General features: G+C 71.1%; 23 protein-coding genes. 6 read left to right on the plus strand and 17 right to left on the minus strand.

The genetic code is table 11. From position 1 onward, the window contains the following. Positions 1–8: 8 nt before the first annotated feature. The 3 genes from ACGFMK_RS20065 (at position 9) to ACGFMK_RS20075 (ending at position 2857) form a co-directional block, all read left to right on the plus strand. Positions 9–1043, plus strand: coding sequence for an ABC transporter permease (locus tag ACGFMK_RS20065; RefSeq protein WP_392765057.1), 1035 nt, complete (start codon positions 9–11; stop codon positions 1041–1043). Between the two features lie 2 nt (positions 1044–1045). After that, positions 1046–1702, plus strand: a complete 657-nt coding sequence (locus ACGFMK_RS20070) for a FadR/GntR family transcriptional regulator (protein WP_392765060.1) — start codon at positions 1046–1048, stop codon at positions 1700–1702. Between the two features lie 72 nt (positions 1703–1774). Next, on the plus strand, positions 1775–2857 hold the full coding sequence (locus ACGFMK_RS20075) for a glycoside hydrolase family 88 protein (RefSeq protein WP_392765063.1): 1083 nt from the start codon (positions 1775–1777) through the stop codon (positions 2855–2857). A gap of 62 nt (positions 2858–2919) precedes the next feature. Here the strand turns inward: ACGFMK_RS20075 and ACGFMK_RS20080 are convergent, their stop codons facing one another. The 6 genes from ACGFMK_RS20080 to ACGFMK_RS20105 all read right to left on the minus strand — a co-directional run bounded on the left by ACGFMK_RS20080 (position 2920) and on the right by ACGFMK_RS20105 (position 8592). Continuing rightward, the gene (locus tag ACGFMK_RS20080; protein ID WP_392765065.1) at positions 2920–4233 is read right to left on the minus strand and encodes a DNA polymerase IV; all 1314 of its coding nucleotides are present in this window, start codon (positions 4231–4233) and stop codon (positions 2920–2922) included. Position 4234: 1 nt separating this feature from the next. Next, positions 4235–4546 carry a transcriptional regulator gene (locus ACGFMK_RS20085; RefSeq protein WP_392765068.1) on the minus strand — a complete coding sequence of 104 codons (312 nt, stop codon included), beginning with the start codon at positions 4544–4546 and terminating at the stop codon, positions 4235–4237. After that, complete coding sequence (locus tag ACGFMK_RS20090) at positions 4543–5163, minus strand: hypothetical protein (RefSeq protein WP_392765070.1); 621 nt, start codon at positions 5161–5163, stop codon at positions 4543–4545. The genes ACGFMK_RS20085 and ACGFMK_RS20090 overlap by 4 nt, the downstream gene beginning before the upstream one ends. A 57-nt stretch (positions 5164–5220) precedes the next feature. Next, a complete protein-coding gene (locus ACGFMK_RS20095) occupies positions 5221–5952 on the minus strand; it encodes an ABC transporter permease (protein WP_392765072.1) in 732 nt (243 codons plus the stop codon). Beyond that, positions 5949–6857: an ABC transporter ATP-binding protein gene (locus ACGFMK_RS20100; RefSeq protein WP_392765075.1), complete on the minus strand. Its 909-nt coding sequence runs from the start codon at positions 6855–6857 to the stop codon at positions 5949–5951. The genes ACGFMK_RS20095 and ACGFMK_RS20100 overlap by 4 nt, the downstream gene beginning before the upstream one ends. 157 nt (positions 6858–7014) lie before the next feature. Then, positions 7015–8592 (minus strand): alpha/beta hydrolase, encoded by a 1578-nt coding sequence (locus ACGFMK_RS20105; RefSeq protein WP_392765077.1) that lies wholly within the window; start codon positions 8590–8592, stop codon positions 7015–7017. 270 nt (positions 8593–8862) lie between these two features. Here ACGFMK_RS20105 and ACGFMK_RS20110 point away from each other — a divergent pair, with 270 nt between their 5' ends. After that, positions 8863–10035 (plus strand): macrolide family glycosyltransferase, encoded by a 1173-nt coding sequence (locus tag ACGFMK_RS20110; RefSeq protein WP_392765080.1) that lies wholly within the window; start codon positions 8863–8865, stop codon positions 10033–10035. Here ACGFMK_RS20110 and ACGFMK_RS20115 read toward each other — a convergent pair. From ACGFMK_RS20115 to ACGFMK_RS20140, 6 genes are read right to left on the minus strand one after another with little or no spacing between them, the layout of a single operon-like run. Next, the gene (locus ACGFMK_RS20115) at positions 10023–12050 is read right to left on the minus strand and encodes a caspase family protein (RefSeq protein ID WP_392765082.1); all 2028 of its coding nucleotides are present in this window, start codon (positions 12048–12050) and stop codon (positions 10023–10025) included. The genes ACGFMK_RS20110 and ACGFMK_RS20115 overlap by 13 nt on opposite strands. A 2-nt stretch (positions 12051–12052) precedes the next feature. Beyond that, positions 12053–12436: a hypothetical protein gene (locus ACGFMK_RS20120; protein ID WP_392765085.1), complete on the minus strand. Its 384-nt coding sequence runs from the start codon at positions 12434–12436 to the stop codon at positions 12053–12055. A 52-nt stretch (positions 12437–12488) separates the two neighbouring features. After that, entirely contained in the window at positions 12489–14207 is a 1719-nt protein-coding gene (locus tag ACGFMK_RS20125) for an aminotransferase class V-fold PLP-dependent enzyme (RefSeq protein WP_392765086.1), read from the minus strand. Beyond that, positions 14204–14971, minus strand: coding sequence for an amino acid ABC transporter ATP-binding protein (locus ACGFMK_RS20130; RefSeq protein WP_392765089.1), 768 nt, complete (start codon positions 14969–14971; stop codon positions 14204–14206). Before ACGFMK_RS20130 ends, ACGFMK_RS20125 begins: the two co-directional genes overlap by 4 nt. Beyond that, on the minus strand, positions 14964–15842 hold the full coding sequence (locus ACGFMK_RS20135) for an amino acid ABC transporter permease (protein WP_392765092.1): 879 nt from the start codon (positions 15840–15842) through the stop codon (positions 14964–14966). Before ACGFMK_RS20135 ends, ACGFMK_RS20130 begins: the two co-directional genes overlap by 8 nt. Next, on the minus strand, positions 15829–16779 hold the full coding sequence (locus tag ACGFMK_RS20140; RefSeq protein WP_392765093.1) for an ABC transporter substrate-binding protein: 951 nt from the start codon (positions 16777–16779) through the stop codon (positions 15829–15831). The genes ACGFMK_RS20135 and ACGFMK_RS20140 overlap by 14 nt, the downstream gene beginning before the upstream one ends. 684 nt (positions 16780–17463) lie before the next feature. Between ACGFMK_RS20140 and ACGFMK_RS20145 the strand changes: the two genes are divergently transcribed. Then, the gene (locus ACGFMK_RS20145; RefSeq protein WP_392765096.1) at positions 17464–18447 is read left to right on the plus strand and encodes a Gfo/Idh/MocA family protein; all 984 of its coding nucleotides are present in this window, start codon (positions 17464–17466) and stop codon (positions 18445–18447) included. Here ACGFMK_RS20145 and ACGFMK_RS20150 read toward each other — a convergent pair. Continuing rightward, the gene (locus tag ACGFMK_RS20150; protein ID WP_392765097.1) at positions 18408–18701 is read right to left on the minus strand and encodes an NADAR family protein; all 294 of its coding nucleotides are present in this window, start codon (positions 18699–18701) and stop codon (positions 18408–18410) included. The two genes, ACGFMK_RS20145 and ACGFMK_RS20150, sit on opposite strands and share 40 nt — an antisense overlap. Before the next feature lie 522 nt (positions 18702–19223). On the opposite strand from ACGFMK_RS20150, the gene ACGFMK_RS20155 reads away from it, so the two are divergent. Continuing rightward, entirely contained in the window at positions 19224–19619 is a 396-nt protein-coding gene (locus ACGFMK_RS20155; RefSeq protein ID WP_392765099.1) for a TIGR03618 family F420-dependent PPOX class oxidoreductase, read from the plus strand. On the opposite strand, the gene ACGFMK_RS20160 is transcribed toward ACGFMK_RS20155, so the two are convergent. The 4 genes from ACGFMK_RS20160 to ACGFMK_RS20175 form a co-directional block, all read right to left on the minus strand. After that, on the minus strand, positions 19616–20158 hold the full coding sequence (locus ACGFMK_RS20160) for a TetR/AcrR family transcriptional regulator (RefSeq protein ID WP_392765102.1): 543 nt from the start codon (positions 20156–20158) through the stop codon (positions 19616–19618). The two genes, ACGFMK_RS20155 and ACGFMK_RS20160, sit on opposite strands and share 4 nt — an antisense overlap. Continuing rightward, entirely contained in the window at positions 20158–21690 is a 1533-nt protein-coding gene (locus ACGFMK_RS20165) for a long-chain fatty acid--CoA ligase (RefSeq protein WP_392765105.1), read from the minus strand. The genes ACGFMK_RS20160 and ACGFMK_RS20165 overlap by 1 nt, the downstream gene beginning before the upstream one ends. Positions 21691–22498: 808 nt before the next feature. Next, a complete protein-coding gene (locus ACGFMK_RS20170) occupies positions 22499–23701 on the minus strand; it encodes a GTPase (protein WP_392765107.1) in 1203 nt (400 codons plus the stop codon). Beyond that, positions 23698–25482 carry an isoniazid inducible protein IniA gene (locus tag ACGFMK_RS20175; RefSeq protein ID WP_392765110.1) on the minus strand — a complete coding sequence of 595 codons (1785 nt, stop codon included), beginning with the start codon at positions 25480–25482 and terminating at the stop codon, positions 23698–23700. Before ACGFMK_RS20175 ends, ACGFMK_RS20170 begins: the two co-directional genes overlap by 4 nt. Positions 25483–25581 lie beyond the last annotated feature (99 nt).

Consider the following 25581-nt stretch of genomic DNA (forward strand, 5'->3'; position numbering starts at 1 on the left):
GTCGGCGCATGAGTACCCCGACACAGGAGAAAGCGATGTCCTCGGAGCCGGCCGCGCCGCAGCAGCCTTCGGTGGTACGCCGGGTGCTGACCGGCATCGGCGTGCAGAACTCGAGCCTGATCATCACGCTGATCGCGTTGATCATCCTGCTGAGCATCCTGAACGACAACTTCCTGCGCACCAACAACCTGCTGCTGATCGGCAGCGCGATCACCATCATGGGGCTGCTCGCGCTGGTGCAGACCCTGGTGATCATCCTGGGCGCACTGGACATCTCGGTCGGCTCGATGGCCGGGCTCGCCTCGGTCGTCTCGGCGATGGTGTTCACCTCCAGCGGCAACGCGGAGGTCGGCATCCTCGCCGCGGTCGGCGTCGGCATCCTCTGCGGCCTGGTCAACGGCATGATCATCATCTTCGGCCGGGTCAACCCGGTGGTCGCGACGCTGGCCATGCTCGCCACCTACAAGGGCATCGCGCAGGTCATCTCGGACGGCAAGTCGCAGGGCTACACCGGCGGCGACGACCTGTTCATCTTCCTGGCCAAGGGCGCGATCGCCGGCCTGCCTTCGCTGGTGTGGGTGTTCCTGATCGTCGCGGCGGCGCTGCACTTCCTGCTGAAGTACACCGACATCGGCCGCAACGTCTACGCCATCGGCGGCAACGACACCGCCGCGCGGCTGGCCGGCATCAACATCAACCGGTACATCATCGGCGTCTACGCGCTGGCCGGTGTGGTCGCGGCGGTCGCGGGCGTCCTGATCACCGCGCGCACCGGCTCGGGCCAGCCGGTGTCCGGGTCCGAGGGCCTGGAGCTGCAGGCCGTCACCGGCGCCGCGCTGGGCGGCACGATGCTCAAGGGCGGGCGCGGGTCGATCATCTCCACCGTGCTCGCGGTGATCATCCTGGGCGTGCTGGACAACGGCATGTCCGGGCTGGGCATCAACCCGTTCTGGCAGAACGTCGCGCACGGCGCCCTGCTGGTGATCGCGGTCGTGCTGCAGCAGCTGCGCAGCGGAGAGCGCCGCGTCGGCCTGCCCGAGTAGCGGTGAACCTCCACGCCCGGATAGTGGACGAGCTGGGCAGGCTCATCGTCGAAGGCGTCCTCGGGGACGGGCAGCCGCTCGTCCCCGAGGAGCTCGGACGCCGCTTCTCCGCCTCCCGGACGGTGGTCCGCGAAGCGCTGCGCGTGCTGGAGTCGAAGGGCATGGTGACCGCGCGGCCGCGCGTCGGCACGTGGACACTGCCACCGGAGGCGTGGGACGCGATCGACCCCGACGTCATCGCGTGGCGCGTCAACGGGCCCGACGGCCGCGAGCACCTGCACGAGCTGCTGGAGCTGCGGCTGACCATCGAGCCGCAGGCGGCCCGGCTGGCCGCGCACCACCGGCGTCCGGGCCAGCTCTCGGCGATGGCCGCGGCCTACGAACGGATGGCGGACGCGGTGGAACGCCAGGACACCGCGGCCTTCCACGACGCCGACGCGGAGTTCCACGCGGCCTTGATCCGCGCTTCCGGCAACGCGCTCATCGCGCAGCTGCAAGTACCGGTCGTCGCGGCACTGCGGGCGCACGGCGAGCCGCTGGAGCTCGTCGCCCACTCCCGCGTGCTCACCCTGGTGCTGGCGAAGAACGCCGACGGGGCCGAATCCGCGTCGCGCCGGTTGCTGGAAACCGTTGCGCCGTACCGCTCACCGGCACCTTGACACGTCCACCGGGAAACCTGAACACTCGCTGCGACCCACCCGCCGCCATGACCTGCTGAGGAGGACGCTTCCATGCGTTTCCCAGGAATTCGTGGCTTCGGCGCGCTCGCGGCCGTGGCGCTGACCGGCGGGCTGCTGACGGCGCCGGCCGCCACCGCGGCCGCCGCGGACTGCGCCGTCGCGGACCAGATGGTCTCCGCCGGCAACTACTGGGTCGCCAACGGCACGAACCTCGACGCGATCGACTGGCAGAACGCGACGTTCCACGTCGGCAACCTGGCGCTGGTCCGGACCACCGGCCAGTCCAACCACAAGACGCTCCCCTGGGCGCAGGCGGCGAACTACCAGCTGCCGCAGGACCCGAACCGGCCGTTCTTCCCGGACGACCAAGCCGCCGGCGAGGCGTACCTCGACCTCTACACGTACTTCCACCCGGAGATCCCGCTCGACTCGATCCGCACGCGGATTCGCGACGAGGTCGCTTCGGTGAACGCCGGGCACAAGGACTACTGGAACTACGTCGACGCGCTGAACATGGCGATGCCGTCGTTCGCGCGGATGAGCGTCATCGACCATGATCCGTCCTATGTGGACGCGATGGACCAGCTGTTCCGGACGTCGGAGCACAAGCTGTTCAACGAGTTCACCGGCCTGTGGTACCGCGACGCGCGGTTCACCGGCTCGGGCGTCTTCTGGTCCCGCGGCAACGGCTGGGCCCTGGCGGCGCTGACGAAGGTGCTGCAGGCCCTGCCCGCCACCGACCCGCACCGCCCGGAATACCTGCGCGTGTACCAGAAGATGGCGTTCTCGTTGTCCCTGCTGCAGCGGCGTGACGGTTTCTGGAACTCGGACCTGCTGAACCCGTTCGACCACGGCGGCCCGGAAAGCAGTGGCACGGCGTTCTTCGCGTTCGGCATCGGCTGGGGCGTCAACGCGGGCATCCTCGACGCCAGGCACTACCGCCCGGTGGTCGACAAGGCGTGGACGGCGCTGTCGACGAAGGCCCTGCAGCCGAGCGGCCTGGTGGGCTACGTCCAAAACGTCGGCGACCGCCCCGCCACCGCGAAACCCTCTGACACCGCCGCCTACGGCGTCGGCGCGTTCCTGCTAGCCGGCCAAGAAGTCGCCAAACTCCAAGGCTGCTCAGCCGAGTAGGTCCAAGGTCCGTGAATGTCGCATTGAGGGACTTAGAGTCCCTCAATGCGACATTCACGGCTTTAACGCAGGCAGTCGCCGGGGTCGCCGCGGCGCAGGGCCGGGTCGTCCTGGGGGAAGGTGCGGGCGGCGCCCGGACCCGAGGAGCGGTGCTCGAAGCGGACCGTGACGCGGCCGTGGCCGGCCCCTTGGACCCAGCCTGTGCCGTGCTCCTCGTGGACGACGTCGTCGCCCTGGCGCCACGTCGAAGGCGGCGGTGCCGGGGTGGCCGGGGCGGCGGAAACCACCGTCGACGCCGGGGCCGCCGCGGGGGCGGCCAGGGTGAACAGCGCGTCCTGGTGCGGTACCGAAAGGCCGCTGTAGGCGACGCCCGCCAGGCGGATGCCGCCGAACTCCGCCGGGTCCAGCAGGAGCCGTTCCGCCGTCGCGGACAGCTCGGCCAGGTCGTCCGTCGGCGCCGAGATCGTCTCGGACCGGGTCACCGTGTGCATGTCGGTGTGCCGCAGCTTGATCACCACCGTCCGGGCCACGCGCTCGGCCTTCACCAGCCGCTGGTGCGCACCCACCGCGATCCGCCGCACTTGTTCGCGCAACGTCGCCAGGTCCTTGATGTCGACGTCGAACGTCGTCTCGGCGCTGACCTGCTTGGTCTCGCCGCGGTCGGCCACCGGGCGGTCGTCGAAACCGGTGGCCAGGCGGCGCAGGTCGCGCCCGACCACGCCGCCGAGCGTCGCGACGGCGTCCTTTTCGGACAGTGCCGCCAGCTGCCCGAGGGTCTGGACGCCGATGAACCGCAGCTTCCCCTCGGCGACCGGGCCGATCCCCCACAACGCGCGGACCGGCAGCGGCGCCAGGAACTCGCGTTCGGTGCCCTGCGGCACGACCAGCAGCCCATCCGGCTTGGCCTCGTCGGAGGCGATCTTCGCGATCTGCTTGCCGTTGCCCGCGCCGATCGACGCGACCAACCCCGTCTCCTCGCGAATGCGGGCGCGCAGCGAAGCGCAGAACTCCGTGACCGCGGAGAGCGACGCCCCGACGAGCGAAGGCGGTTCCGCGAAGGCCTCGTCCAGCGAGATCCGCTCCAGCACCGGCGCCGCCGCCGTGACGACGGCGAACACCTCCTGGCTGAGCCGCTCGTACACCCGGAACCGCGGCGGCACGATCACGCCGTTCGCCGGGAGCAGCCGCCGCGCCTGCGCCATCGGCATGGCCGAGTGGATGCCGAACGCGCGGGACTCGTAACTCGCGCCCGCGACGACACCGCGTGGCCCCGCGCCGCCGACCAGCACCGGACGCCCGGCCAGCGTCGGCCGGGTGAGCTGCTCGGCCGAGGCGTAGAAGGCGTCCAGGTCGAGGTGGATCACCCAGCGGCCCACGTCAGTCCCCGCCGGTGGCGTCCAGCAGCTGGTGCAGCGCCTTGGTGTAGCTCTCGAACGCGGCCCGCCCGGCGGCGGTCAGCCGGACCAGGGTGACGGGCGTGCGGTGTTCGTAGGCCTTGGTGATCTCGACGTACTCGGCGTCCTCGAGCTTGCGCAGGTGCGTCGAAAGGTTGCCGGCCGTCATGTCGAGCAGCTGCTGCAACCGCGGAAAGGTGATCTGGTCACTCGCGTGCAACCCGGCGAGCGCGACCGTGACCCGCAGCCGCGCCTGGGCGTGGATGACGGGGTCGAGCTGAGGCAGGTCGTTCATCGGCGCCCGCGTTTCTCGCGCACGAAGTACACGATCGCGGCGAGCAGGAACCCACCACCGCCGCAGATCGCCAGCACGAGGAAGTTGGCCGGGAACCCGACCAGCACGCTGAGCCCGGCGGAGACGATCATCCAGCCGCCGAGCCCGTACATCAGCCTGTCCTGCCAGAGCATGCCGCCGGCGAGGTACTGGACGCCGGTCAGCAGCAGCCAGGTGCCGGACCACAGGAGCGACACCTGATCGGAGGACAGCGAGCCGAAGCTGGTGATCCGGATGTCGATCACGCTCAGCCCGATCGAGGAGAGCGCCCAGCTGTAGCCGTACATCGCGCCGGTGGTCCGCGAGGGGCCGCGGATCCCCCGGCCGGCCCGGGCGCTGACGTAGCCGGTGTAGGTGATCGCGAAGACGAACAGCACCGCGACGACGACCCCGCCGACCCAGCCGGGGACGCTCTCGGTCTGCGTCGCGAAGTACGTGAACCCCCAGCCGACGATCCAGGCGAGAGCCCAGGCCGCGAGCATCCGCGCCGGGCCCCCGCCCAGTTCCCGGCGCATCCGCCGGTTCTGCTGGGCGATCAGGTTCAGCGACTCCTCCGCCGACAACGGTTCGTCGTCCACCTGTTCCGCCCTCCGCCCGCGCAGACCCCTCAGTACTGCACGGAAGTTAACACGCATTCACAGCCGCGCCGTGTCCAGCCGGAACCGGCGCACCACGATCAGGGCCGGGACGATCAGCCAGCCCGCGAGCACCAGCACCGCCGTGCCCGTGCCGCCCGCGTGGGCCAAGGGTTCCAGTCCCACGTGGCCGAGCCAGAACGTCGGGAAGAAGTGGGCGAGCGTGGCCATCCAGTCCGGGAGGACGTACAGCGGGATCCACAGGCCGCCGAGCATGCCCAGCGGCATCATCAGCGCGCCGGTGACCGCGCCGACCGTGTCGCCCTTGCCGAACAGGCCGATGGCCAGGCCGAGCACGGCGAACGGGAGCGTCCCGAGCCACAGCGACACCAGCACGAGCCCCCACTGCGCCGCGGTCATCTGCACCCCCGTCGCCAGGCCGGCGGCGAACACCACCAGGAGCACCGGAAGGGCCACCGCCATGGCCGAGATGATCTTGACGACCAGGTAGCCGGGCCCGCGCATCGGCGTCAGGCGCAGTTGCCGCTGCCAGCCGTCGGTGCGTTCCTGCGCCACTCTCGTGCCGGTGAACAGCGCGCCGCCGCTCGCGCCGTACGCGGCGAGGTTGATCATGGTCTGGACGTCCGCCGGGAGGCCGTTCGGCGTGATCAGCTTGCCGAAGATCGAGCCGAACAGCAGGAACATGGCCACCGGCATGCCGATGGTGAAGATCGTGAACTGCGGGCTCCGGATGATCCGCTTGATCTCCAGGCTCAGGTAGGTGGTGTTCACGCGGCTGCCCCTTCGGTCTCGTCGGCGGTCAGCGCCAGGAAGGCCTCCTCGAGGCCGAGCGCGGTGATTTCGATGTCGGCGGCCTGCGGGTGCGCGGCGAGCAGGGCGCGGATGGCGGCGTCGGAGTCGGCGCAGGCCAGCTCGGCGCGGCCGGCACGGATCTGCACGCCGGTCACGCCCGGGAGCGCGGCCAGGTCGTCCTCGACGGCGCCGGGCACGACGGCCTTCAGCACCCGCCCGGACACCGCGGCCCGGACCTCGGCGACCGGGCCGTCGGCGACGACCTTGCCGTGGCGCATCAGCACGACGCGGTCGGCGTAGTCCTCGGCCTCGGCGAGGTAGTGCGTCGCGAAGAGCACGGTGCGGCCGGTGCCGGCGAACTCGCGGATGGACGTCCAGAAGGAGCGCCGCCCGTCGACGTCCATCGCGGCGGTGGGCTCGTCGAGCACGAGCAGCTGCGGGTCGCCGGCGAGAGCGAGGGCGAACCGGACGCGCTGCCGTTCACCGCCGGACAGCTTGCCGCAGCGGCGCTTCACGAGGTTCCCGAGCCCGGCCCGGGCGATCACCTCGGCGGCCGGCAGCGGCTTCGTGTGCGTCGAGACGACCAGGTCGACGATTTCGCCGACCGTGGCGTCGTGCAGCAGCGCGCCGTTCTGCATCATCGCACCGAGCAGCCCCCGGTCGACGGCCTCGCGCGGGGTGCCGCCGGCGACGGTGACCTCCCCCGCGTCCGGCTTGGTCAGGCCCAGCAGCAGGTCGACGGTGGTCGACTTGCCCGCGCCGTTCGGCCCGAGCAATGCGACGACCTCCCCGCGCGTGACCTCGACCGTCACCCCGTCGACGGCCGTGAGCTGGCCGAACCGCTTGGTCAGTCCGTGGAGTGTGAACGCCGGTCCCCCGGTCATGGCGCTCTCCCTTCGTTCGTGGACTTTGCATCGCAAAGTCAGTACGCACTTTGTAACACAAAGTCCGCGCAAGAACAAAGCCCCCGGCGCCGGAAAGCACGAAAAACGGGGTGCCGGGCACTGGGCCCGACACCCCGTCATGCAGGGTTCACGCAGGTCAGCCGGCGAACCGGCCCGAAACCAGCCCCTGGGTGTCCGCCTTCGCGGATGCGGCCGGTGCCGGCGCCGGGGGCGTCGGCTGGGGCAGCGGGGCGCACTCGACGTCGGCCGTGCGGCCCGGCTTGCGGGCCGGGAGCGCGCCCGTCGCCAGGTAGTCGGCGATCTTGTTGTCGACGCACGCGTTGCCGCGCGGGGTGATCGCGTGGCTCGTGCCGCCCGGCTCGGCGATCAGCGACGCGCCGGGGAAGCGGCTGCGGACCTCGAGGCTGCCCGGGAACGGCGTCGCCGCGTCCAGGGTCTCGTCGATCATCAGCACGCTCTGCACCCCGTGGCCGTCGACCTTCGTCGGCGTGCCCGGCTTCGCCGGCCAGTACAGGCACGGCGCGTTGTACCAGGCGTTCTGCCAGGTGAAGTACGGCGCCTTGGCGAAGGTCTTCCAGTTGTCGGCCTGCCACTGGTTCCAGCTCTTCGGCCACTGGACGTCCGAGCACTGGACGGCGAGGTACACCGCGTAGCCGTTGTCGTCGCCGAGGCCGCCGAACGCCTCGAACAGCGACTTCATCGTCGCGACGTCACCGTTGTTGACGAACTTCGACAGCGCGTCGCCGAGCAGGGTCCAGCGCAGCTGGTAGTAGGACGCCTGCTGGATGACGTCGATCAGCTCGTCCGAGCCGATGACCCCGCCCGCGGGGTGCAGCGCCAGCTTCAGCAGCTGCTCGTTCACCAGGTGCTGCACCGCCGGCTGCGTCTTGCCGAGGTGGTAGACGTCGTCGTGCTGGGCGAGCCAGCCGAACCAGATCCGGATGTTGACGTCGAAGGCGACGTCCTGGTCCAGGTTGTCGCCGTACCAGACCCCGCGCGGGTCGACGGTCGAGTCGAGGACCATCCGGCGCACGTTCTGCGGGAACAGCGTGCCGTAGACCTGGCCGAGGTAGGTGCCGTAGGAGTAGCCGTAGAAGTTCAGCTGCTTCTGGCCGAGCGCCTTCCGGATGGAGTCCATGTCCTTGACCGTGTCGGTCGTCTTCATGTTCTGCAGCAGCGCGTGCGAGTTGTTCTTGGCGCACGCGTCGGCGTAGCCCTTGGCCTTGTTCAGCCAGGTCCGCTCGAGCTGCGGCGTCACCGGCACGTACTCCGGCCGGTCGTAGGTCATGTAGTTCGGGTCGCACGACAGCGCGGGCTTGCTCGAGCCGACCCCGCGCGGGTCGAAGCCGATCCAGTCGTAGGCGTCGCCCGCGTGGTTCGGCACCCTCGGGCCGCGGGTGGCCAGCAGCAGGCCGGACCCGCCGGGCCCGCCCGGGTTGGTCAGCATGACGCCCTGGTACTGCGCGTCCGCGACCTTGTGCTTGACGCGGCTGACGGCGAGCTGGACCTGCTCACCGTTCGGCTTGGAGTAGTCGAGCGGGACCGCCAGGTACCCGCATTCGGCGCCGGCGGCCACCAGCGTCGGATCGGTACATGGCCCCCAGGCGATCGTCGCCTTGGCCGGGCTCGCGGGCGCGGCGGTCGCGGCCGGTGCGGCCACGAGCGCGGACGCCAGCGCGGCGGCGGCCACCGCGGCGATTACGGCACGTCTCACTGTTTTCTCCCTTTTCAGCTCCGACGAAAGCGGGTGAACCCTAGACCCGCCTCCGGGCCGCAGGTACCGCAAACGGTTGCCCGTCGGCGAATGCCCTACGAAAGGAGGAAATCGGGTGGCGCGCCGAATCGGACATCCCGTACGGTGCCGGTCGTGATCTACTTCGTCCGCCTCCGCCGCGCCTGAGACGGCGTGACCGCCGGACCGCCCGCGTACCGGGCCGGTCCCCCTCATCTGCGCGCCGTCTGCCCTTCCTCCTGAAGGAGACTCATGCCGCGCAAACACATCGTCATGGTCGGCTGCAGCGCGCCCAGCCACGTCTACCCGTCGCTGGGCGTCATCAGTGAGCTGGTGCGCCGCGGGCACCGCGTGTCCTACGTCGTCGGCTCGCCGCTGGCCGGGCTGGTGTCGCCGACCGGCGCGACGGTGGTCGACCACCCGACGATCTTCCCGCTCGGCGAGGCGGCGGTCTGGCCGGACGACCCGGCCGACGCGATGCGCGTCTTCCTCGACGAGGCGATCGCCGTCCACCCGCGGCTGACGTCGGTCTTCGACGAAGACCGCCCCGACCTGCTGCTGTACGACATCGGCGGGCTGGGCGCGCCGGTGCTCGGGCGGCGGTACGGCGTCCCCGCCGTGCAGCTGTCGCCGACGCTGGTCGCCTGGGAAGGCTACGACGAGGACATGGCCGAGGTGATGGGCCCGATCAAGGCGTCACCGTCCGGTGTGGACTACGCCGCCGCGTTCACCTCCTGGTTGCGTGCGAACGGGATCTTCGAGGACCCGTGGACGTGGCTCGGGCACCCGGAGCGAGTCCTGTCGCTCATCCCCCGGGCGATGCAGCCGCACGCGGACCGCGTCGGCCCGCACGTCCGGTTCGTCGGGCCCTGCCTGGACCCGGCCCGGCTGGCCGACCGTTCGTGGCAGCCGCCGTCGTCCGGGAGGCCGGTGCTGCTGGTGTCGTTCGGGACGGCGTACAACGACCAGCTCGACGTCTACCGCGCGTGCGTCGAGGCGTTCGCCGCGGACTGGCACGTCGTGATGTCGCTCGGAAAGCACGTTTCGCCTGCTGCCCTGGGGCCGTTGCCGGCTTCGGTGGAGGTCTTCCCTTCGGTACCGCAGCCGGCGGTGCTGTCCGCGGCGTCGGCGTTCATCACGCACGCGGGAATGGGCGGCGCGACGGAGTCGTTGTGGTTCGGCGTCCCGACGGTGGCGATTCCCCAGGCCGCGGACCAGTTCGGCAACGCGGCGCGGCTGGAGGCTCTCGGCGTGGGCCGCCACCTGCCGGCTTCTTCGGTGACCGCTTCGTCGTTGCGAGCAGCGGTGGACGAGGTGTCGACGTCGCCCTCGGTGGCCGCGCAACTGGCGTCGCTGAAGGCGGAGATTCGCGGCCACGGCGGTGTCACCGCGGCGGCGGACGCAGTGGAGTCCTATTTGGACTGACGCCTGAGGGCGGCGATGCCCAGTCCGAGAAAGACCGCGAAAAGCAGCAGCAGGAAAAGGACCATCCAGTTGCCCACACCCACGCTCAGCAGAATCCCGGTCGCCAGAGCGAAGATCACCGCGGCGGTCCCCAGGTAGAACCGGGCGTCGCGAGCCGAGCTGCTGCCGGGCAGGTCCGGGGCCGGCGGGGCTGTCCGTTTCACGGACGGTCCCGCCGGTCTCGGCTGGGCTGGTGCCGCCTTTGCCGCCGAGCCTGCTTTCCGCCCCGGCGGCACGACCGAGCCCGGCTTCACCGGCGCCACCGGCACCGCTGGATCCGGCTTCGTCGACGCCGACGGCACCGCCGGATCCGGCTTCACCACCGCCGCCGGCACGACCGGGTCCGGCTTCCTCGGCGCCGCCGGCACGACCGAGTCCGCCTTCGCCACCGGCACCGCTGGGTCCGGTTTCGTCGCCGCCACCGGCACGACCGAGTCCGGCTTCGCCACCGCCACCGGCACGACCGGGTCCGCCTTCTTCGGCGCCGCCACCGGCACGACCGAGTCCGCCTTCGCCACCGCCACCGCCGGGTCCGGCTTCGCCACCGCCACCGGCACCGCTGGATCCGGCTTCACCACCGCCGTCGGCACCACTGGGTCCGGTTTCGCCACCGCCACCGGCACGACCGGGTCCGCCTCCGCCGCCACCGGCACCCCTGGATCCGGCTTCGTCACCGGCACCGGCGACGGCGGCTCGGCCGCCAAGGTCTCCACGGCCTCGACCGCCGAGGCTGTCGGCACGGCCACCGACGGCTCGGCAACCGGGGCGATCGAAGGAGCCGCCAGCGCCTCCTCCACCGCAGGTTCCGCCGGCGCCGCTCCCGCCACCAGCGGCGCCTGTCGCCCCGCCGGTGCACCTTCTATCGGCGTTCCCTCCGCCAGCCGCGCCTCTTCCACCGCCGGTGCAGCTTCCACCGGCGCCTCCGCCACCGGCAGCCCGTCCCCCTCCTCCACGACCCCAGTCGCAGAAACCTCAGCCACTGACATTTCAGTGACCGGCACATCACCCACTGACATTTCAGCCGCCGACGGCTCCGCAGCAGCCGCCACCCAGGCCTGGGCCGCCGCCGAGACCCTCCGGCTGTCGTCGTCCACCAGGTGCCGGATCTCCACCTCCGTGCGCTCCCGGACCACCTCGTTCCCGAGCCGGTTGAGCCGCCGCAAGCCCTCCAGAGCCGTCAGCCGATCCGAAGCGATCGGGCTCGCCAAGCCGTGCCGCAGGTACTCCGGCAACGTCCACCGCGGGTTGCGCGCCAGCACGATGCGCCCCTCCACATCGGACTGGTGCTTCGGCCGCTGCCGCGGCATCTCCGCCACCACGTGCTCGTGGACGTAGCTGTACAGCTCGTCGACCGTGACGTCGCCGTCGTGGTCGAGGTCCGCGCTGCCGTCACGCAGGCCCGCCACCAGGTGGCGCGTGAACACCGAGCGGGCCGCGGAGCCGACCACCTCGTCGCCCTCGAACGAGTACTGCGTTGCGTCGGACGCGGTCAGCACCGCCCGGCCGCGGCCCTGGAACCGCTCCAGCGTGTGCACGTCGGTGCCCGCCTTCGCCAGCTTGCCGGCCGGGAAGGCACCGCTGTAACAGCAGTCGAGCACGAGCACCTTCTGCCGCGACGCGCAGCCGGCCATGGCGCGATCGACCTGCTCGGCGGCCAGCGCGGTGAACATCAGGCTGTCGCGGCGGGTGTTGGCCATCGCCAGGTAGAGGCGGCCGTCGTCGTCCTTCACGCCGTGGCCGGTGAAGTACAGCAGCGTCAGCTCGTCGCGGCGCCGGCCGCGGTAGAACTCGCCGATGGCCTCGCCGACGACGTGGTGCGGCTGGTCGACCAGCGTCGTCACCTCGAACCCCGCGATCGCCGGGTCGCTCAGCACCTCCGCCAGCGCGCGGGCGTCGCCGCCGGGCGCGGTCAGCCGCCGCAGCGCCGGGTCGGCGTACGTCTCGGTCGCGATCAGCAGCGCGTGCCGCCCGGCCACGGCTAGCCGTGCCGGCGGACGAAGGCGTCGATCAGCTGCTGCCGCTCGGCCGCCGTGGCGCGCTCCAGCTCGACGGTGTCACCGTCGACCGTCACCTTGATCCGGTGCTTGCCCGACTGACGGCCCAGCCACTCGCGCAACGTCTCGACGAGCCCCGGAAACACCCCGCCGGCCGCGCTGAAGGCCACCACGAGCGCGCCGATCGTCACCGGGTCGGCGGCCTTCGCCCCCTCGGGCAGCTCCCCGGCGGGGACGGCGAGCACGTCGACGTCCAGCTCCCCCAGCTCGGCCCGCAACCGCCGGGCGAGCCGGTCCAGTTCCTCGGTGTCGGCGTCGTGCTCCGCCTCCAGCCGCAGCAACGCCCGCCGCGTGTCCGGTCCGGTCATCGGCACATCGTCCGCCACGCCACGGGCGCGGACAAGGTCCGATCGGGCAGCGTCAGGCGCGGATTTCGTTGAGGTAGTTGTAGATCGTGTAGCGGGTGACGTCGAGCCGCCCGGCCAGGTGGTCGACCGCGTCCTTGATCAGAAAATAACCCGCCTCGTCGAGTTCCCTCACCACCGCGGCCTTGTGCCGCTTCTTCATCAGGTCCACCGGAATCCCCGCCTTGCCGACCGCCCGGTCCACCAGGAACCGCTGCAGGCTGTCGACGTCCGGTGGGAAAGTCTCCGGCTCGCCGTTGCCACCCGCCGACGCGGCGGTGTCGACGCTGTTGACGCACAGGCACCCGACCGCGACCCCGTCGGCGTCGCGCAGGAACAGCGTCGACGAGCGGATCGCGCGGCCGTCCGGACCGTGGGTGCGGTAGTTCGTCAGGTCCTGCGTGGTGCCGCGGCGGACCAGCCCGAGCAGCAGGTCGGTCATCGGGCCGCCGACACTGCGGCCGGTCAGGTCGCCGGCGATCGCGACGATCGAGTCCGGCAGCCGGCTCAGGTCGTGCAGCAACACCTCGTTGCCCGGGCCGAGCATCGCCGCGAGCCCGGGGATGGCCGGCACCAGCGCGGTCAGCACCTCGTGCGTCGTCGCCCCCGCGGCCGGGACGGCCAGGGGTTCCCGCGGTTTGGTCAGCGTCTCCAACGCCTCCCGGAGCAGGTCCGCGGCGGCGGCCGGCGTGGACGCGTGCGGCGAGAGCCGGACGTGCTCGGGCCGCACGGTCGCGGCGATCCCGGCGTTGGCCAGCGCGGCGCCGACCTGCTCGGCCGGGTGGCCGGGCAGGGTGAACGCCAGGATCCCGGCGCGCCGTTCGGTCGCCGAGACGACCTCCGCGCCGCAGGAGGCCAGGACGTCCTCGAAGGACGCGATCCGCTCCGCGATCCGCGCGGCGATGGCCCCGACCCCGGCGTCTTCGACCAGCTCCAGTGCCTCGGCGAACGCGCCGGACGTGATCGGGCTGAGGTTCGAGATCGACCAGGCCTGGGCGGTGACGTCCGGCGGGTGGATCTCGTCGTCGAACAGGCCGGGGTCCCGGGCGCCGGTCCAGCCCGACAACACCGGATCCATCCGCTCCAGAGCCCGATCGGACAGCACCGCGAAGCCGGTGCCCCAGCCCGCGCGCAGCCACTTCTGGCCGCCGACGACCAGGACGTCCGCGACCTCCCACGGCGCTTCGATGACGCCGAAGCCCTGGATGCCGTCGACGACCAGCAGCCGATCGCCGACGACGTCACGCAGGGCGGCGAGATCGGCGCGGAACCCGGTGCGGAAGTCGACAGCGCTCACACTGACGGTCGTGATCTCGGGCGTCAACGCCTCGGCGATCCGCTCGGGCGTCACGTAACCGCCGGTCAGACGCCTGACACGCAGACGGCCCGCCTGCTCGGCGCGGGCCCACGGGTAGGTGTTGGCCGGGAACTCCGCGGCCGACACCAGGACGTCGCCGCTGCTGTTGAACGCGGCCTGGAACAAGCCCAAGCTGGTGTGCGGCAGCAGGACCGTGTGGTCGGTGTCCGAACCGGACAGCCGCGCGGCGGCGGCCTTGGCCCGGATCTCCTGCCGCATCAGCTCGTCCACAGTGGACGGACCGGCGGTGGTGGCCTGGTCGAGCAGCGCGGCCGTCGTGTCGAGCACCGCGTGGGACGGCGGGCCGAACCGGGCGAAGTCGAGGTAGCCGGCGGGCTCGTCGAACTGGAGCAGGTACCGGGGCGAAATCCGCGTCACGCGAGAATCCTCGCCAGGAACTGCCGGGTGCGTTCGTGCTTCGGCGCGCTCAAGACCTCCGAAGGCGGCCCGGTCTCGACGACGGCGCCGTCGGCCAGGAACACCACCTCGTCGGCGGCCTCCGCGGCGAAGCTCATCTCGTGCGTCACGACGACCATCGTCATCCCCTCCCCCGCCAACGTACTCATCACCTCGAGCACTTCACCGACCAGCTCCGGGTCCAGCGCCGACGTCGGCTCGTCGAACAGCATCAGCTTGGGTTTCATCGCCAGCGACCGCGCGATCGCGACCCGCTGCTGCTGCCCGCCGGACAGCTGCGCCGGGTAGGCGTCGGCGCGGTGCGCGAGGCCGACGCGGTCCAGCAGCTCGAGGCCCTGCTTGCGGGCTTCGTCCGCTTTGAGGCCCAGCACCCGGATCGGCCCCTCGACGACGTTCTCCAGCGCCGTCCGGTGCGCGAACAGGTTGAACCGCTGGAACACCATGCCGATGTCCCGCCGCTGCCGGGCGACGTCGCGTTCGCGCAGTTCGTACAGCTTGCCGCCGCGCTGCCGGAAGCCGATCGGCTCTCCGTCGACCCAGATCTGGCCGGCGTCGATCGTCTCGAGGTGGTTGATGCAGCGCAGGAACGTGCTTTTCCCCGCGCCGGACGGGCCCAGCAGGCAGACGACCTGTCCCTTGTGGACGTCCAGGTCGATGCCGCCGAGGACTTCGGTGTGGCCGTAGGACTTCTTGACGCCGACGGCGCGCAGCAGTGGTTCAGACACGGGCACTCCTCACCAGCGGTACGCCACGCAACGCCTTGCCCGCGCGAGCGAGCGGCCCGCGATCGGCCTGGCCGAACGCGCGTTCCAGGTAGTGCTGCCCGACCCCGGCGACGGTCACCACGACCATGTACCAGACGGCCGCGGCCAGCAGCGTCTCCATCACCAGCAGGTTGTTCGACGAGATGTTGTTGGCCGCGTGGATCAGCTCGGTCACCCCGATGACCGACGCCATCGACGTGCCCTTGAGCATGTTGATGAAGTCGTTGCCGGTGGGCGGGATGATCACGCGCATCGCCTGCGGCAGCACGACCCGGCGCAGCGTCGCGGCCGGCGTCATGCCGATCGACTTCGCCGCCTCGGTCTGTCCACTGTCGACACTGTTCAGCCCGGCGCGCACGATCTCGGCCATGTACGCGCTTTCGTTCAGCGCCAGGCCGAGGAACGCCGCGGTGAACGCGCTGATCAGCACGTTCGTCGGCTCGTCGACCAGGAACGGGATGTGGATCACCGGGAAGACGAGCGCCAGGTTGTACCAGAGCAGGATCTGCAGCAGCACCGGAAGGCCGCGGAAAATCCAGATGTAGCCGGCGGCGAACCACCGGGCGACCGGGTTGGCGCTGCGGCGCAGCAGGGCGATGACGATGCCGAGCACGATCGCGACGGCCTGCGACAGCACGGCGAGGACGACGGTGTTGAGCAGCCCGGTCGCCATCACCTTGAAGAAAACGAAGTCCGGGACCTGGCTCCACGCGATCTGCGCGTTGCCGAGCGCGACGCCCAGCAGCACGAGCAGCGCCAGGATCACGACGGCGGCGACCCACCGGCCCCAGTGGCGGAGCCGGACGATCGGCAGGGGCTCAGCTTCCGCCATTGACCGCGGCCTCCTTGATGGCGCCCTGGTCGACACCCCAGGCCTGCAGGATCTTGCCGTAGGTACCGTCGGTGATGAGCGCCTGCAGAGCCTTCTGCACGGAGTCCGTCAGCGGCTTGTTCTGCTTGTTGACGCCGATGCCGTACGGCCCGCCTTCGATCGGCTCACCGGGGACGACCTCGAAGAACTTGCCGTCGCCGGCGGTCCGCGAGATGTAGACGGCGCTGGGCAGGTCGTTGAGGATCGCCGCGACGCGCCCGGTGCGCAGCTGGTTCTGGTTCTGGTTGTCACTGTCGGTCGCGGTCACGTTCACCGCGGGCTTGCCGGCCGAGGTGCACTTGGCGCTCTGCTCGGCGGCGAACTTCTGGTGACTGGTCCCCTGAACGACGGCGACGTTCTTGCCGCACAGGGCGTCCGGCCCGGTGATGCCGTCCGGGTTGCCCTTGCGGGTCATGATCGTGATGCCGGAGGTGAAGTAGTCGACGAAGTCGATCTGCGCCTGGCGGGCCTTGGTGTCGTTCATCCCGGCCATGGTGAGATCGATGCGGCCGGACTGGAGGCTGGTGATGAGCGAGCCGAAGGCCATGTCCTGGTGCGTCACGGTCACCCCGAGCTTGGCGGCGATCGCCTTGGCGAGATCCACCTCGTAGCCGATCGGCGTCTTGCCGTCGGCGGCGTAGAAGTTGTTGGGCGCGGACTGCAGGTTCGACGCCAGGTGCAGCACCCCGGCCTGCTTGACGTTCGCCGGGAGAGCGGCGTTGAGCTGGGCATCCTTCTGCACGCCTTGCACGATGGCGGCGGTGTCCGGAATGACGGACGCGGGCGCACCGGGAGCCTGCGAGGTCCCGCCGGCACCGTCGGGGCCACCACCGCAGGCGGTCACCAGAGCGGCCAGGCTCGCGAGCAACACCGCCTGGACTGCACGGGAACGGGACATAGCGGACCTCCACTGTTCGGCTGGCGGGAACGGTACAACTCGTTGTTGAAGAGGTCAACTGGCTGTTGAAATCTGTGTGGGTTGGTTTCGGCTGGGCGCGAACGGGCCGCTGGTGCCGGCCGGGCGCGCGAACGGCCCGTTGGTGACCGCCGCTGGGCACGAACGGGCCACCGGCGACCCACCACCGGGGCACGAACGGGCCACCGGCGACCCACCACCGGGGCACGAACGGGCCACCGGCGACCCACCACCGGGGCGCGAACGGGCCATTGGCGACTGCGGACGTGCGCGAACGGTCCGTTCGGTACCCCCGCCAGGCGCCAATGGGCCGTTCGCGACCGTCCCCAGCGCACCAACGGTCCACTGGTGACCGCCACCGCGGCGCGAGCGGACCTTTCACGCCCAGCGGAGGGACGCGAAAGCGCACGAACGGCCCGCTCGCCACCACCGCCGAGCACGAACGGCCCGTTCGCGACCACTGCCGAGCACGAACGGCCCTCCGGTGAACCACCGTCGAGGCACGAACGGCCCGCTCACACCCCCAAAGGCACCAACGGCCCGTTCGCGCACCCCCACCCAAAGAACAACCAAGCACGAGCGGTCCGTTCGCACCCATAACAGCACGAACGGACCGTTCGCCCAGCTGACAACCGAGCCCAACCCGGCCGGTGCTAGCTTCGCGCCATGAGCCTGCGGATCGGCATTCTGGGTGCGGCCCGGATCGCACCCACCGCCCTGGTCAAGCCCGCTTCCACCAACGCCGATGTCGAAGTCGTGGCAGTAGCCGCCCGGGACGCCGATCGGGCGCAAGCGTTTGCGGCCAAGCACCACATCGGCCGGGTGCACTCGTCCTACGAGGCCCTGCTCGAAGACCCCGACGTCGACGCCGTCTACAACCCGCTGCCGAACGGCCTCCACGGCCGGTGGACCCGCGCGGCTCTCGAAGCCGGCAAGCACGTCCTGTGCGAGAAGCCCTTCACCGCCAACGCCGCCGAAGCCCGCGAGATCGCCGACCTCGCCGCCACCTCGGACCGCGTCGTGATGGAGGCCTTCCACTACCGCTACCACCCGCTCGCCCTGCGGGTGGAGGAGATCGTCGCGTCGGGTGAGCTGGGCGAGCTCCAGCGCGTCGAGACCGCGTTGTGCTTCCCGCTGCCCAAGTTCTCCGACATCCGCTACAACTACGACCTCGCGGGCGGCGCCACGATGGACGCGGGCTGCTACGCCGTCCACATGGCCCGCACCTTCGGCGGCGAGACCCCGGAAGTCGTTTCGGCACAGGCGAAACTACGTGACGCGAAGATCGACCGCGCGATGACGGCCGAGCTGCGCTACCCGTCGGGCCACACGGGCCGGGTCCAGTGCTCGATGTGGTCGTCGGCCGTGCTGAAGATCAGCGCGAAGGTCACCGGCTCGCAGGGGTCGCTGAGCGTGCTCAACCCAGCGTCCCCGCAGGTGTACCACCGCCTGACGGTCCGGGCCGGCGGCACCCGCCGCGTCGAACGGCTCCCGCGGCGGGCGTCGTACGCCTACCAGCTGGACGCCTTCGCGGCGGCGGTCCTGGAAGGCGCGCCGGTGAAGACGTCAGCCGAGGACGCCGTGAAGACGATGAGCGTGATCGACGCGATCTACCGCGCCGCCGGGCTCCCACTGCGCGAACCGAGCTGAGCCCGGACGTCGGCGAGGGCGACACCGAGCAGGTTCAGCCCCCGCCAGCTGCGCGGCTTCCCCACCTCCGAGTGGTCTGCGGCCAGGCCGATTCCCCACACCCGGTCAACAGGACTCGCTTCGACCAGCACACGATCGCCGGTGCCGGTCAGGTAGCGGCCGAGATCGGGGTGCTGGGCGAACTTCGCGACATTGCCGTCGACGACGATCTCGCGACGGCAGGCGACCCACGCCGCCTCGTCGAAACGCCGCACCGACGACCGAGGTCCTTCGCCTGCTTGGGGTGCACCGCGGCCAGGACCCGCACGGCCACTTCGTCGTCGCCGAAGAGCTTCGCCCCGGTCTCACGCAAGAACCGGTTCGTGCTGTTGTTGACTTCGCTCTTCTTGCCCGCGTTGATTGTTGTTGACCGACGGGTGTGCCTTGACGAACTTCACCCTCGCCCTCGGCGACGAAAAAGTGGTCGGCGTCCTTGGACAGCACGGCGTAGGTGCCGCTGCCGCACTTGGTCGTCGGGAAGTTCTTCTTCCAGAAGTCGTAGTACCTCTGGAGCACCTGGTCCTGAGTGGCCTGCAAGACCGAGGGCCGCAGGGTTCCCGGCCCGTACGGCGTGCCGGCCGCGGTCGTCGGTACGCTCAGCAGCCCGGCGGCCAAGGCGGTTCAGAGCGTGACAGAAAAGTTCCAGACCTGGTCAAGACTGTTAGCAACCTTTCCTTACAATTACCGTGAGTGGTTTCACCCTCCCGGGTGTGCCCGGACGGGCTAGCGTGGACGTCATGAATCTCGACGGCCGCGGCCCGGACTTCCGCGCGTTCTGGACCGAACGGCGCCTGGCGTCTCTGACGACCGTCCGCCCGGACGGCACCCCGCACGTCGTCGCGGTCGGCGTGACCGTCGACTTCGAGGCCGGGATCGCCCGCGTGATCACGTTCGACTCGTCGGTCAAGGCCCGGCTGGTCCGGGCCACGGGTGCCGACGGGATCCCCGTCGCCGTCTGCCAGCTCGAAGGCCCCAAGTGGTCCACTTTGGAGGGACGCGCGGTGCTGCGCGACGACCCGGATTCGGTGCGCGACGCGGAAAACCGCTACGCCGCGCGCTATCGCCAGCCGAAGCCGAACCCGCAGCGGGTGGTCCTCGAAATCACCGTGAACCGGGTGCTCGGCAACGCCTAACCCGCGCGCGAGTGCACCAGCCGCGTGTACTCGGCCAGCAGCGCCGCCAGCTCACTGTGCTCGCCCGCCGACGTCAGCTGCTGGTGCCCGACGAGCATCGCCATCCCCAGCGACGTCAGCGTCCGGGCCAGTTCACGGTCGCCGACGATGCCCTTGACCGCCTTTCCGACCGTCCGCAGCCGGGCCTCGTCGACGCGTTTCTGCGCCGCCCGCACGCTTTCGTCGTTCATCGCCCACGCCCGGATCGCCGCCTCGGCCTCGTGGTGCAGCCCCAGCGTGAGGTCCATCAGCGCGGCGAAGTCCGCCGACGGCCCGCCGGTGCCGAAGTCCCGCTCGCGCAGGATCCGCACCTGCCGGTTCTCCCAGTGGTCCAGGAGCTGCTCGACGAACCCCGGCCAGCCGCCGAAGTGGTGGTAGAACGATCCGCTCGTGACGCCGAGGTCGCGGCAGAGGCGGCCGACGTTCAGCTCGGTGAACCCGTGCTCCGCCAGCACCTCCAGCGCGGCCTCGAAGTAGGCCCGCCGCGTGACCGATGGCATCAGACGTTCCGGCTCCGGTCCCGCCAGTACGGCTCGCGCAGCGACCGCTTCAGGATCTTGCCGGTCGCGTTGCGCGGCAACGCTTCCACGACGTCGACACTGCGCGGGCACTTGTAGTGCGCCAAGCGCTCGCGGCAGAACTCCATGAGCTTGCCGGCGTCGAGCTGGTCACCGGCGACGACGGCCTTGACCTGCTCGCCCCAGCGCTCGTCCGGGACGCCGATCACGGCCACCTCGGCGACGCCGGGGAACTCCGCGACCACCCGCTCGACCTCGGGCGAGTACACGTTCTCGCCGCCGGTGATGATCATGTCCTTGACGCGGTCCTCGAGGAACAGGAACCCGCCGTCGTCGAGGCGGCCGATGTCGCCGGTGCGAACCCAGCCGTCCACAATGGTCTCCGCGGTCGCCTCGGGGTTGCCGAGGTACCCCGCCATCCGCTGGTCGGTGCGGATCCAGACCTCGCCGGCGTCGGCGTCTTCGAGCGTGACCGGGTCGACGATGCGGATGTCCACACCGGACAGTGCGGTGCCCGCCGAGGCCAGCCGCTCCGGGCGGGACTCGTCGCGGTGCGCTTCCGGGTCGAGCGCGGTGACCGCGCCGGACAGCTCGGTCATGCCGTAGACCTGGGCGAACCTGACGTCCGGCCAGGCGGCCAACGCCTTGCGCAGCAGGGGAAGCGGCATCGGCGAGGCACCGTAACAGAGGTACTTCATCTTCGAGAACGCCTGCATCGCCTGCTCGCCGGCCTGCGCGATCCCGGCCACGACGGCGGGCACGAGGAACGCGTGCGTGATCCCGGCCACGAGCGCGGCGAACAGCGAGGCGGCGTCCGGCTCGCGCGTCAGGTACGACGGTTCGCCGTACAGGAAGCCGGAAACCGCGTAGCAGCTGCCGCCGACGTGGAACAGCGGCATCGCGACCAGGTTGACGTCACCCGGCCCGATCGGGAACGCGGTGCCCGCGGCGAGGCCGTGGGCGAGGACGCTGCGGTGGGTCAGCACGGCGCCCTTGGGGAAGCCGGTGGTGCCGCTGGTGTACATGACCAGGACGCCGTCGTCCTCGTCGAGTTCCTGTGGTCCCGGGGGTTCCGCGCTCAGGAGGGACTCGTACTCGTCTCCGATGACCACCACGCGCTCCACCGCCGGCAGCCGATCCCGGACCGCCTCGACGGCGGGTAGCAGTTCTGCGCCCACGAAGACGACCTTGGCGCCGGCGTCCGCGAGCACGTAGGCGAGTTCGTCGCCGGAAAGCCGCCAGTTGACCACGGCGTTCGCGGCGCCGATCCCGGCCGCCGCGAAGGTCGTCTCCAGGCAGGCCGGGTGGTTCTTGTCGACGAACGCGACACGATCGCTCCGGCCGACCCCGGCCGCCGCCAGCGCGCCCGACAGCCGCCGGACGCGTTCGTCGAACTCCGCCCAGGTCCAGCTGCGGTCGCCGTAGATGAGCGCGGTGTCCGCGGGACGTTCCCGGGCCCAGTGCGCGAGAACCTCGCCGAACAGCCGGACCCGGGGGCGGTGGTCTTCGGGCATGGGGATTCCCTTCGAGCCGTAGACCGCTCTATGGTGCGTCGCTCCCAGGCGGGGCGTCAAGGCCGGACAAGGACTGCCGAGCCGCGGAGCCACCGGGTGAATGCTCGGCACGTGGTCTGTCAAGCGCGAACCGGTCCGAACGGCGGAGTTGTCCACATCGGCCTGAGTTGTCCACAGATTTCCCGAGCACCCGCTTTGCGCCCCTGGCACCGATAGACTGGACAAGGGCACGCCCCCCGAGGTGGGTGGGGGCGCGAGTGCCGGGAGTGGGGCTCTGCCGGCAAATGCGCGGTCGGTGCGCCCGGAAGGTCGCCGACGGCCTCGAGCAGCCCGACAACGCACGGCCAGCCGCCCATAAGCCCGCAGGCGGACTGCTCAGGCGGAAATGCGCCGGCCGTCGCCGAAAGCTCGCCAGCGGACAATGCTCCAGCGGTCACCTGAAACTCGCCGACGGGCTCGCTCAGCTGACGATGCGCGGCCGGCTCGTTTGAACAGCTTGCCGACGGACTTGCCCAGCCGACAATGCGCGACCGGTCGCCCAAAAGCTCTCCGGCGGACTTGCACAGCCGACAATGCGCGGCCAGTCGCCCAAAAGCTCTCCGGTGGACTTGCTCAGGCGAAATGCGCGACGGTCGCCCGGAGGCTCGCTAGTGGGCTCGGTCAGCCGACAATGCACAGCCAGGTCGCTTGAAAGCTTGCCGACGGACTTGCTCAACCGACAACGCTCCAACGGTCACCCGAAACTCGCCGACGGCCTCGCTCCGCCGGCAAGGCGCGGCCGGTCGCCCCGACTCTCCGACGGGATTCCTCAGGCGAACAGGGCCAGCAGACCCTCGGTCGACCGGACCACGACGTGCGCCGCGGTGCGTTCCGCGTGCGGGCGGTCCGGGCGCTCGGCCTCGTGGCGCCAGCGGCGCAGCGCGTCCAGGCCCGAGTCGTAGATCTCGCCCGGGTCCGCGTCCGGCTCCAGGCCGAGGCGGTCGGCCGGTGCGGTGCCCTGGGCGCCCAGCAACCGCACCGCTTCCTCGGCCGGGTCGCCGGACAACGCCGTGCGGCCGCCGCGGATGTCGGCGATCAGGCGCAGCTCGCGGAAGTCGTGGGCGGCCGCCGCGAAGCGCTCCACTCGCGACACCAAGCGGTCGCCGCCCGGGCGGGGCTGTGCCGCCAGCAACGCTTCCAGGCGGATCACCGCCGTGCGTGCCTTCAGCGCTTCGGCCCGCGCGACAAAACAGCCCGCCAGGGTGTCCCGCAGCTCGCCGAGGCCGCTGCGGCGGACCAGTTCCGCCGAGAGTTTGACGCGGTCGTCGCAGCCGGTGCGGATCAGCGTCAACGCCAGGCGGACGCCGAACATCCCGAAGCGCACGACCAATGACCGGCGCGTCTCCACCGGGATCGGGCCGGGGAACGCCGGGTCGGTGAAGGAGTCCACCGAAAGCACGTGCCGTTCCAGTTCCTCGCGCGGCACCGCGGCGAACGCGGCCAGAAGGTCGAACTCGTCGTCACGCAGGGAACGGCCGCCGTACGCCAGCTGCCCGGCGACGGCGATCACGCCCAGGAACCCGGTGCACAGCGGGTCTTCGCGCCAAGCCCGCCGCGCGAGCTGCTTCGCGGTCAGCAGCGCGTCGATCCGGCCCGCGCCGACCTCGTCGGCCCGTGACAGCACCAGCACCGAGTTGACCGCGCTCTGCCTCGCGAAGGCCGAGCCGCCGGACGGGTGCGCCGCGGCGAGCTCGTCCGGCTCGAGGTGACGCACGAGCCGGACCGTCGCGTCCGGGAAGTCGTCGGCCGGGCCCGGGTCGTCGAGCAGCACGAGGTCGCGCAGCGCCCGCGTCGGCCACTCCCCCAGCGCGGCGGCCAGCGTCGTCTTCCCGGACGACGGCGCCCCGGCGAACGCGACGCGCAGCGGCTGCTCCAGCCGGTGCTGGCAGTCGAGCAACATCGCCGACGCGCGCGGGTCCTCGCGGTAGAGCCCGGCCGCGGCGGCCAGCAGGTCGCGGACGTCCTGGGTCACGCCGAAAGCTCCCGCCGCTGCCGTCCGGCGATCGTGCCGAGCTCACCCGCGCGCTGGTGCAGGCCGGCGAGCCGGTCGATCTCGCGGCGGATGTGCACCGTCCGCCGTTCACGCTCGGCCGTGCCGGCCAGGATCGTCTCGCGCTCGTGCGTCAGCTCGTCCGCGAGCTCTTCGGCGAGACCGGTGAAGTGGTCACGCAGACGCCGCTGCACCATGCGGACCGCGTCCCGGCATTCCTTGCTGAAGCGCAGGAAGACGTCGTCGACGTGCCGCTGGGCGGCCTGCTTGGCGACGGCTTGGCGGCGCTGCAGCCGCATCCCGCCCTCGTCGCGGATCGTCTTCACGGCGAACGCCGCGCCCGCGCTGATCGAGACCGGGTTGATCAGCGGCAGCCCCAGCCAGGGCAGGCTGGTGACCAGGCCGAACATCAGCACACCGCCGTACGACCCGCGCAGCCCGGTGAACGCCTGCTGGCCGATCTTGAACTTCTCGATCTTCGGCCGCCGGACGTCGTCGAGGTTTTCGATGCCCGAACCGTCGAGCGGCAGGTCGGGCAGCGCGTGGTCGTACTGCGTGCCGAAACACGTCGCGACGGCCTGCGCGAGCCACTGGGACCGGTCGGTCAGCCACGCGTAGTTGGTTTCGACCGCGTCGGCGAGCGCGTCGTCCAGCCACGGCGCGAAGTCGTCCCACACCTTCGCCGGGTCGCCCTCGTCGAAGGTCTGGTCGATGGTGTTGACGATCTTGCGGGTCCGCTCGCGCAGGTCGTACTCGGCGTCGGACAGCAGGTCGGTGATCTCGTCGGAAAGCAGGTTCTGCCACCGGGTGTTCTGCCGGCGCAGGTCGTCGGCCCGGCGTTGCGCCCGCTGCAGCAGCGCCGCCTGGCCGAGCCCGGCGTCCTGGCCCGCGGCTTCGGCGCGGTCGCGCAGCGACTCCACCAGTTCCGCCGCGGCGGCGCGCACGCCGACCGCGGCGAGCAGCGCGCGGGACTGCTCCGGCGGCCGGGCGGCTTGCTCGGTGATCCAGGTGAGCAGCTCGGGGAAACCCGAGCGGGCGTTGAGATCCGCGTCACCGGCCTTGGCCGCGGCCTGGCGCACGACCGCGGACACCGGCAGCACCGGCGAGTCGATCCCGGCCTCGGCGAGCATCTTGCGGTCGGCTTCGGCGACGGCGCGCCAGCCCGGGCTGGCGTCGATCTTGGTCAGCGCCAGCACGACGTGCGGGCACCACGTGCGCACGTGCCGGGCCAGCGCGAGTTCGGCGGCGCTCAGCGGCGCGGTCGCGTCGGAGACGATGATCACGGCGTCCGCTTCGGCCAGCAGGTCGAGCGCGGCGGCGGTCCGCGGCGACCGGGGGTCGCCGATCGGCGGGGTGTCGACCAGGACGAGCCCGGCCGCGAGCAGCTCGCGGGGCACGCCGACCTCGACGCGGCTGAGCGTGCCGGCCGGCCGGGCGCCGAGCTCGCCGGTGAGCCGGTCGACCGCGACGGGTATCCGTTCGAGGGACCGGGCGACCAGGGTCGCGGCGGGTTCGGGGGCGTAGGCGATCTCGGTCGGCACGGCCGGGGTGGCGGCGTCGCCGACCGCGCACACCGGCGCGTTGAGGATGGCGTTGAGCAGGTATCCCTTGCCCTGTTTGGGGAAGCCGAGCACGCCGAGACGGATCTGCCCTTCGGGGGCGTCACGACGTCTGCGGAGGCGCTCGGCGAGATCGGCGCGGCCGTGCGTGCGGCACGCGTCCAACGTCTCGTTGAGCACTTCGAGCCAAGCCGGTGCGGTCACAGCGGACGAGTGTCCCCGGTTTACTCCCCGTACGCACACCGGGTGCCCGTCCCGCGGCTGCACCCAGACCGCGGGACGGGCACCGGTGACCGGTTCGGG

The organism is Amycolatopsis sp. NPDC049252, from assembly GCF_043197175.1.
Taxonomy (GTDB): Bacteria; Actinomycetota; Actinomycetes; order Mycobacteriales; family Pseudonocardiaceae; genus Amycolatopsis.

Coding starts and splice junctions, on each gene's coding strand:
- ACGFMK_RS20145 (WP_392765096.1), top strand. CDS start 17,464: ATGAGCCTGCGGATCGGCATTCTGGGTGCGGCCCGGATCGCACCCACC.
- ACGFMK_RS20165 (WP_392765105.1), bottom strand. CDS start 21,690: ATGCCCGAAGACCACCGCCCCCGGGTCCGGCTGTTCGGCGAGGTTCTC.
- ACGFMK_RS20120 (WP_392765085.1), bottom strand. CDS start 12,436: ATGACCGGACCGGACACGCGGCGGGCGTTGCTGCGGCTGGAGGCGGAG.
- ACGFMK_RS20155 (WP_392765099.1), top strand. CDS start 19,224: ATGAATCTCGACGGCCGCGGCCCGGACTTCCGCGCGTTCTGGACCGAA.
- ACGFMK_RS20075 (WP_392765063.1), top strand. CDS start 1,775: ATGCGTTTCCCAGGAATTCGTGGCTTCGGCGCGCTCGCGGCCGTGGCG.
- ACGFMK_RS20100 (WP_392765075.1), bottom strand. CDS start 6,857: ATGACCGGGGGACCGGCGTTCACACTCCACGGACTGACCAAGCGGTTC.
- ACGFMK_RS20140 (WP_392765093.1), bottom strand. CDS start 16,779: ATGTCCCGTTCCCGTGCAGTCCAGGCGGTGTTGCTCGCGAGCCTGGCC.
- ACGFMK_RS20110 (WP_392765080.1), top strand. CDS start 8,863: ATGCCGCGCAAACACATCGTCATGGTCGGCTGCAGCGCGCCCAGCCAC.
- ACGFMK_RS20135 (WP_392765092.1), bottom strand. CDS start 15,842: ATGGCGGAAGCTGAGCCCCTGCCGATCGTCCGGCTCCGCCACTGGGGC.
- ACGFMK_RS20065 (WP_392765057.1), top strand. CDS start 9: ATGAGTACCCCGACACAGGAGAAAGCGATGTCCTCGGAGCCGGCCGCG.
- ACGFMK_RS20160 (WP_392765102.1), bottom strand. CDS start 20,158: ATGCCATCGGTCACGCGGCGGGCCTACTTCGAGGCCGCGCTGGAGGTG.
- ACGFMK_RS20085 (WP_392765068.1), bottom strand. CDS start 4,546: ATGAACGACCTGCCTCAGCTCGACCCCGTCATCCACGCCCAGGCGCGG.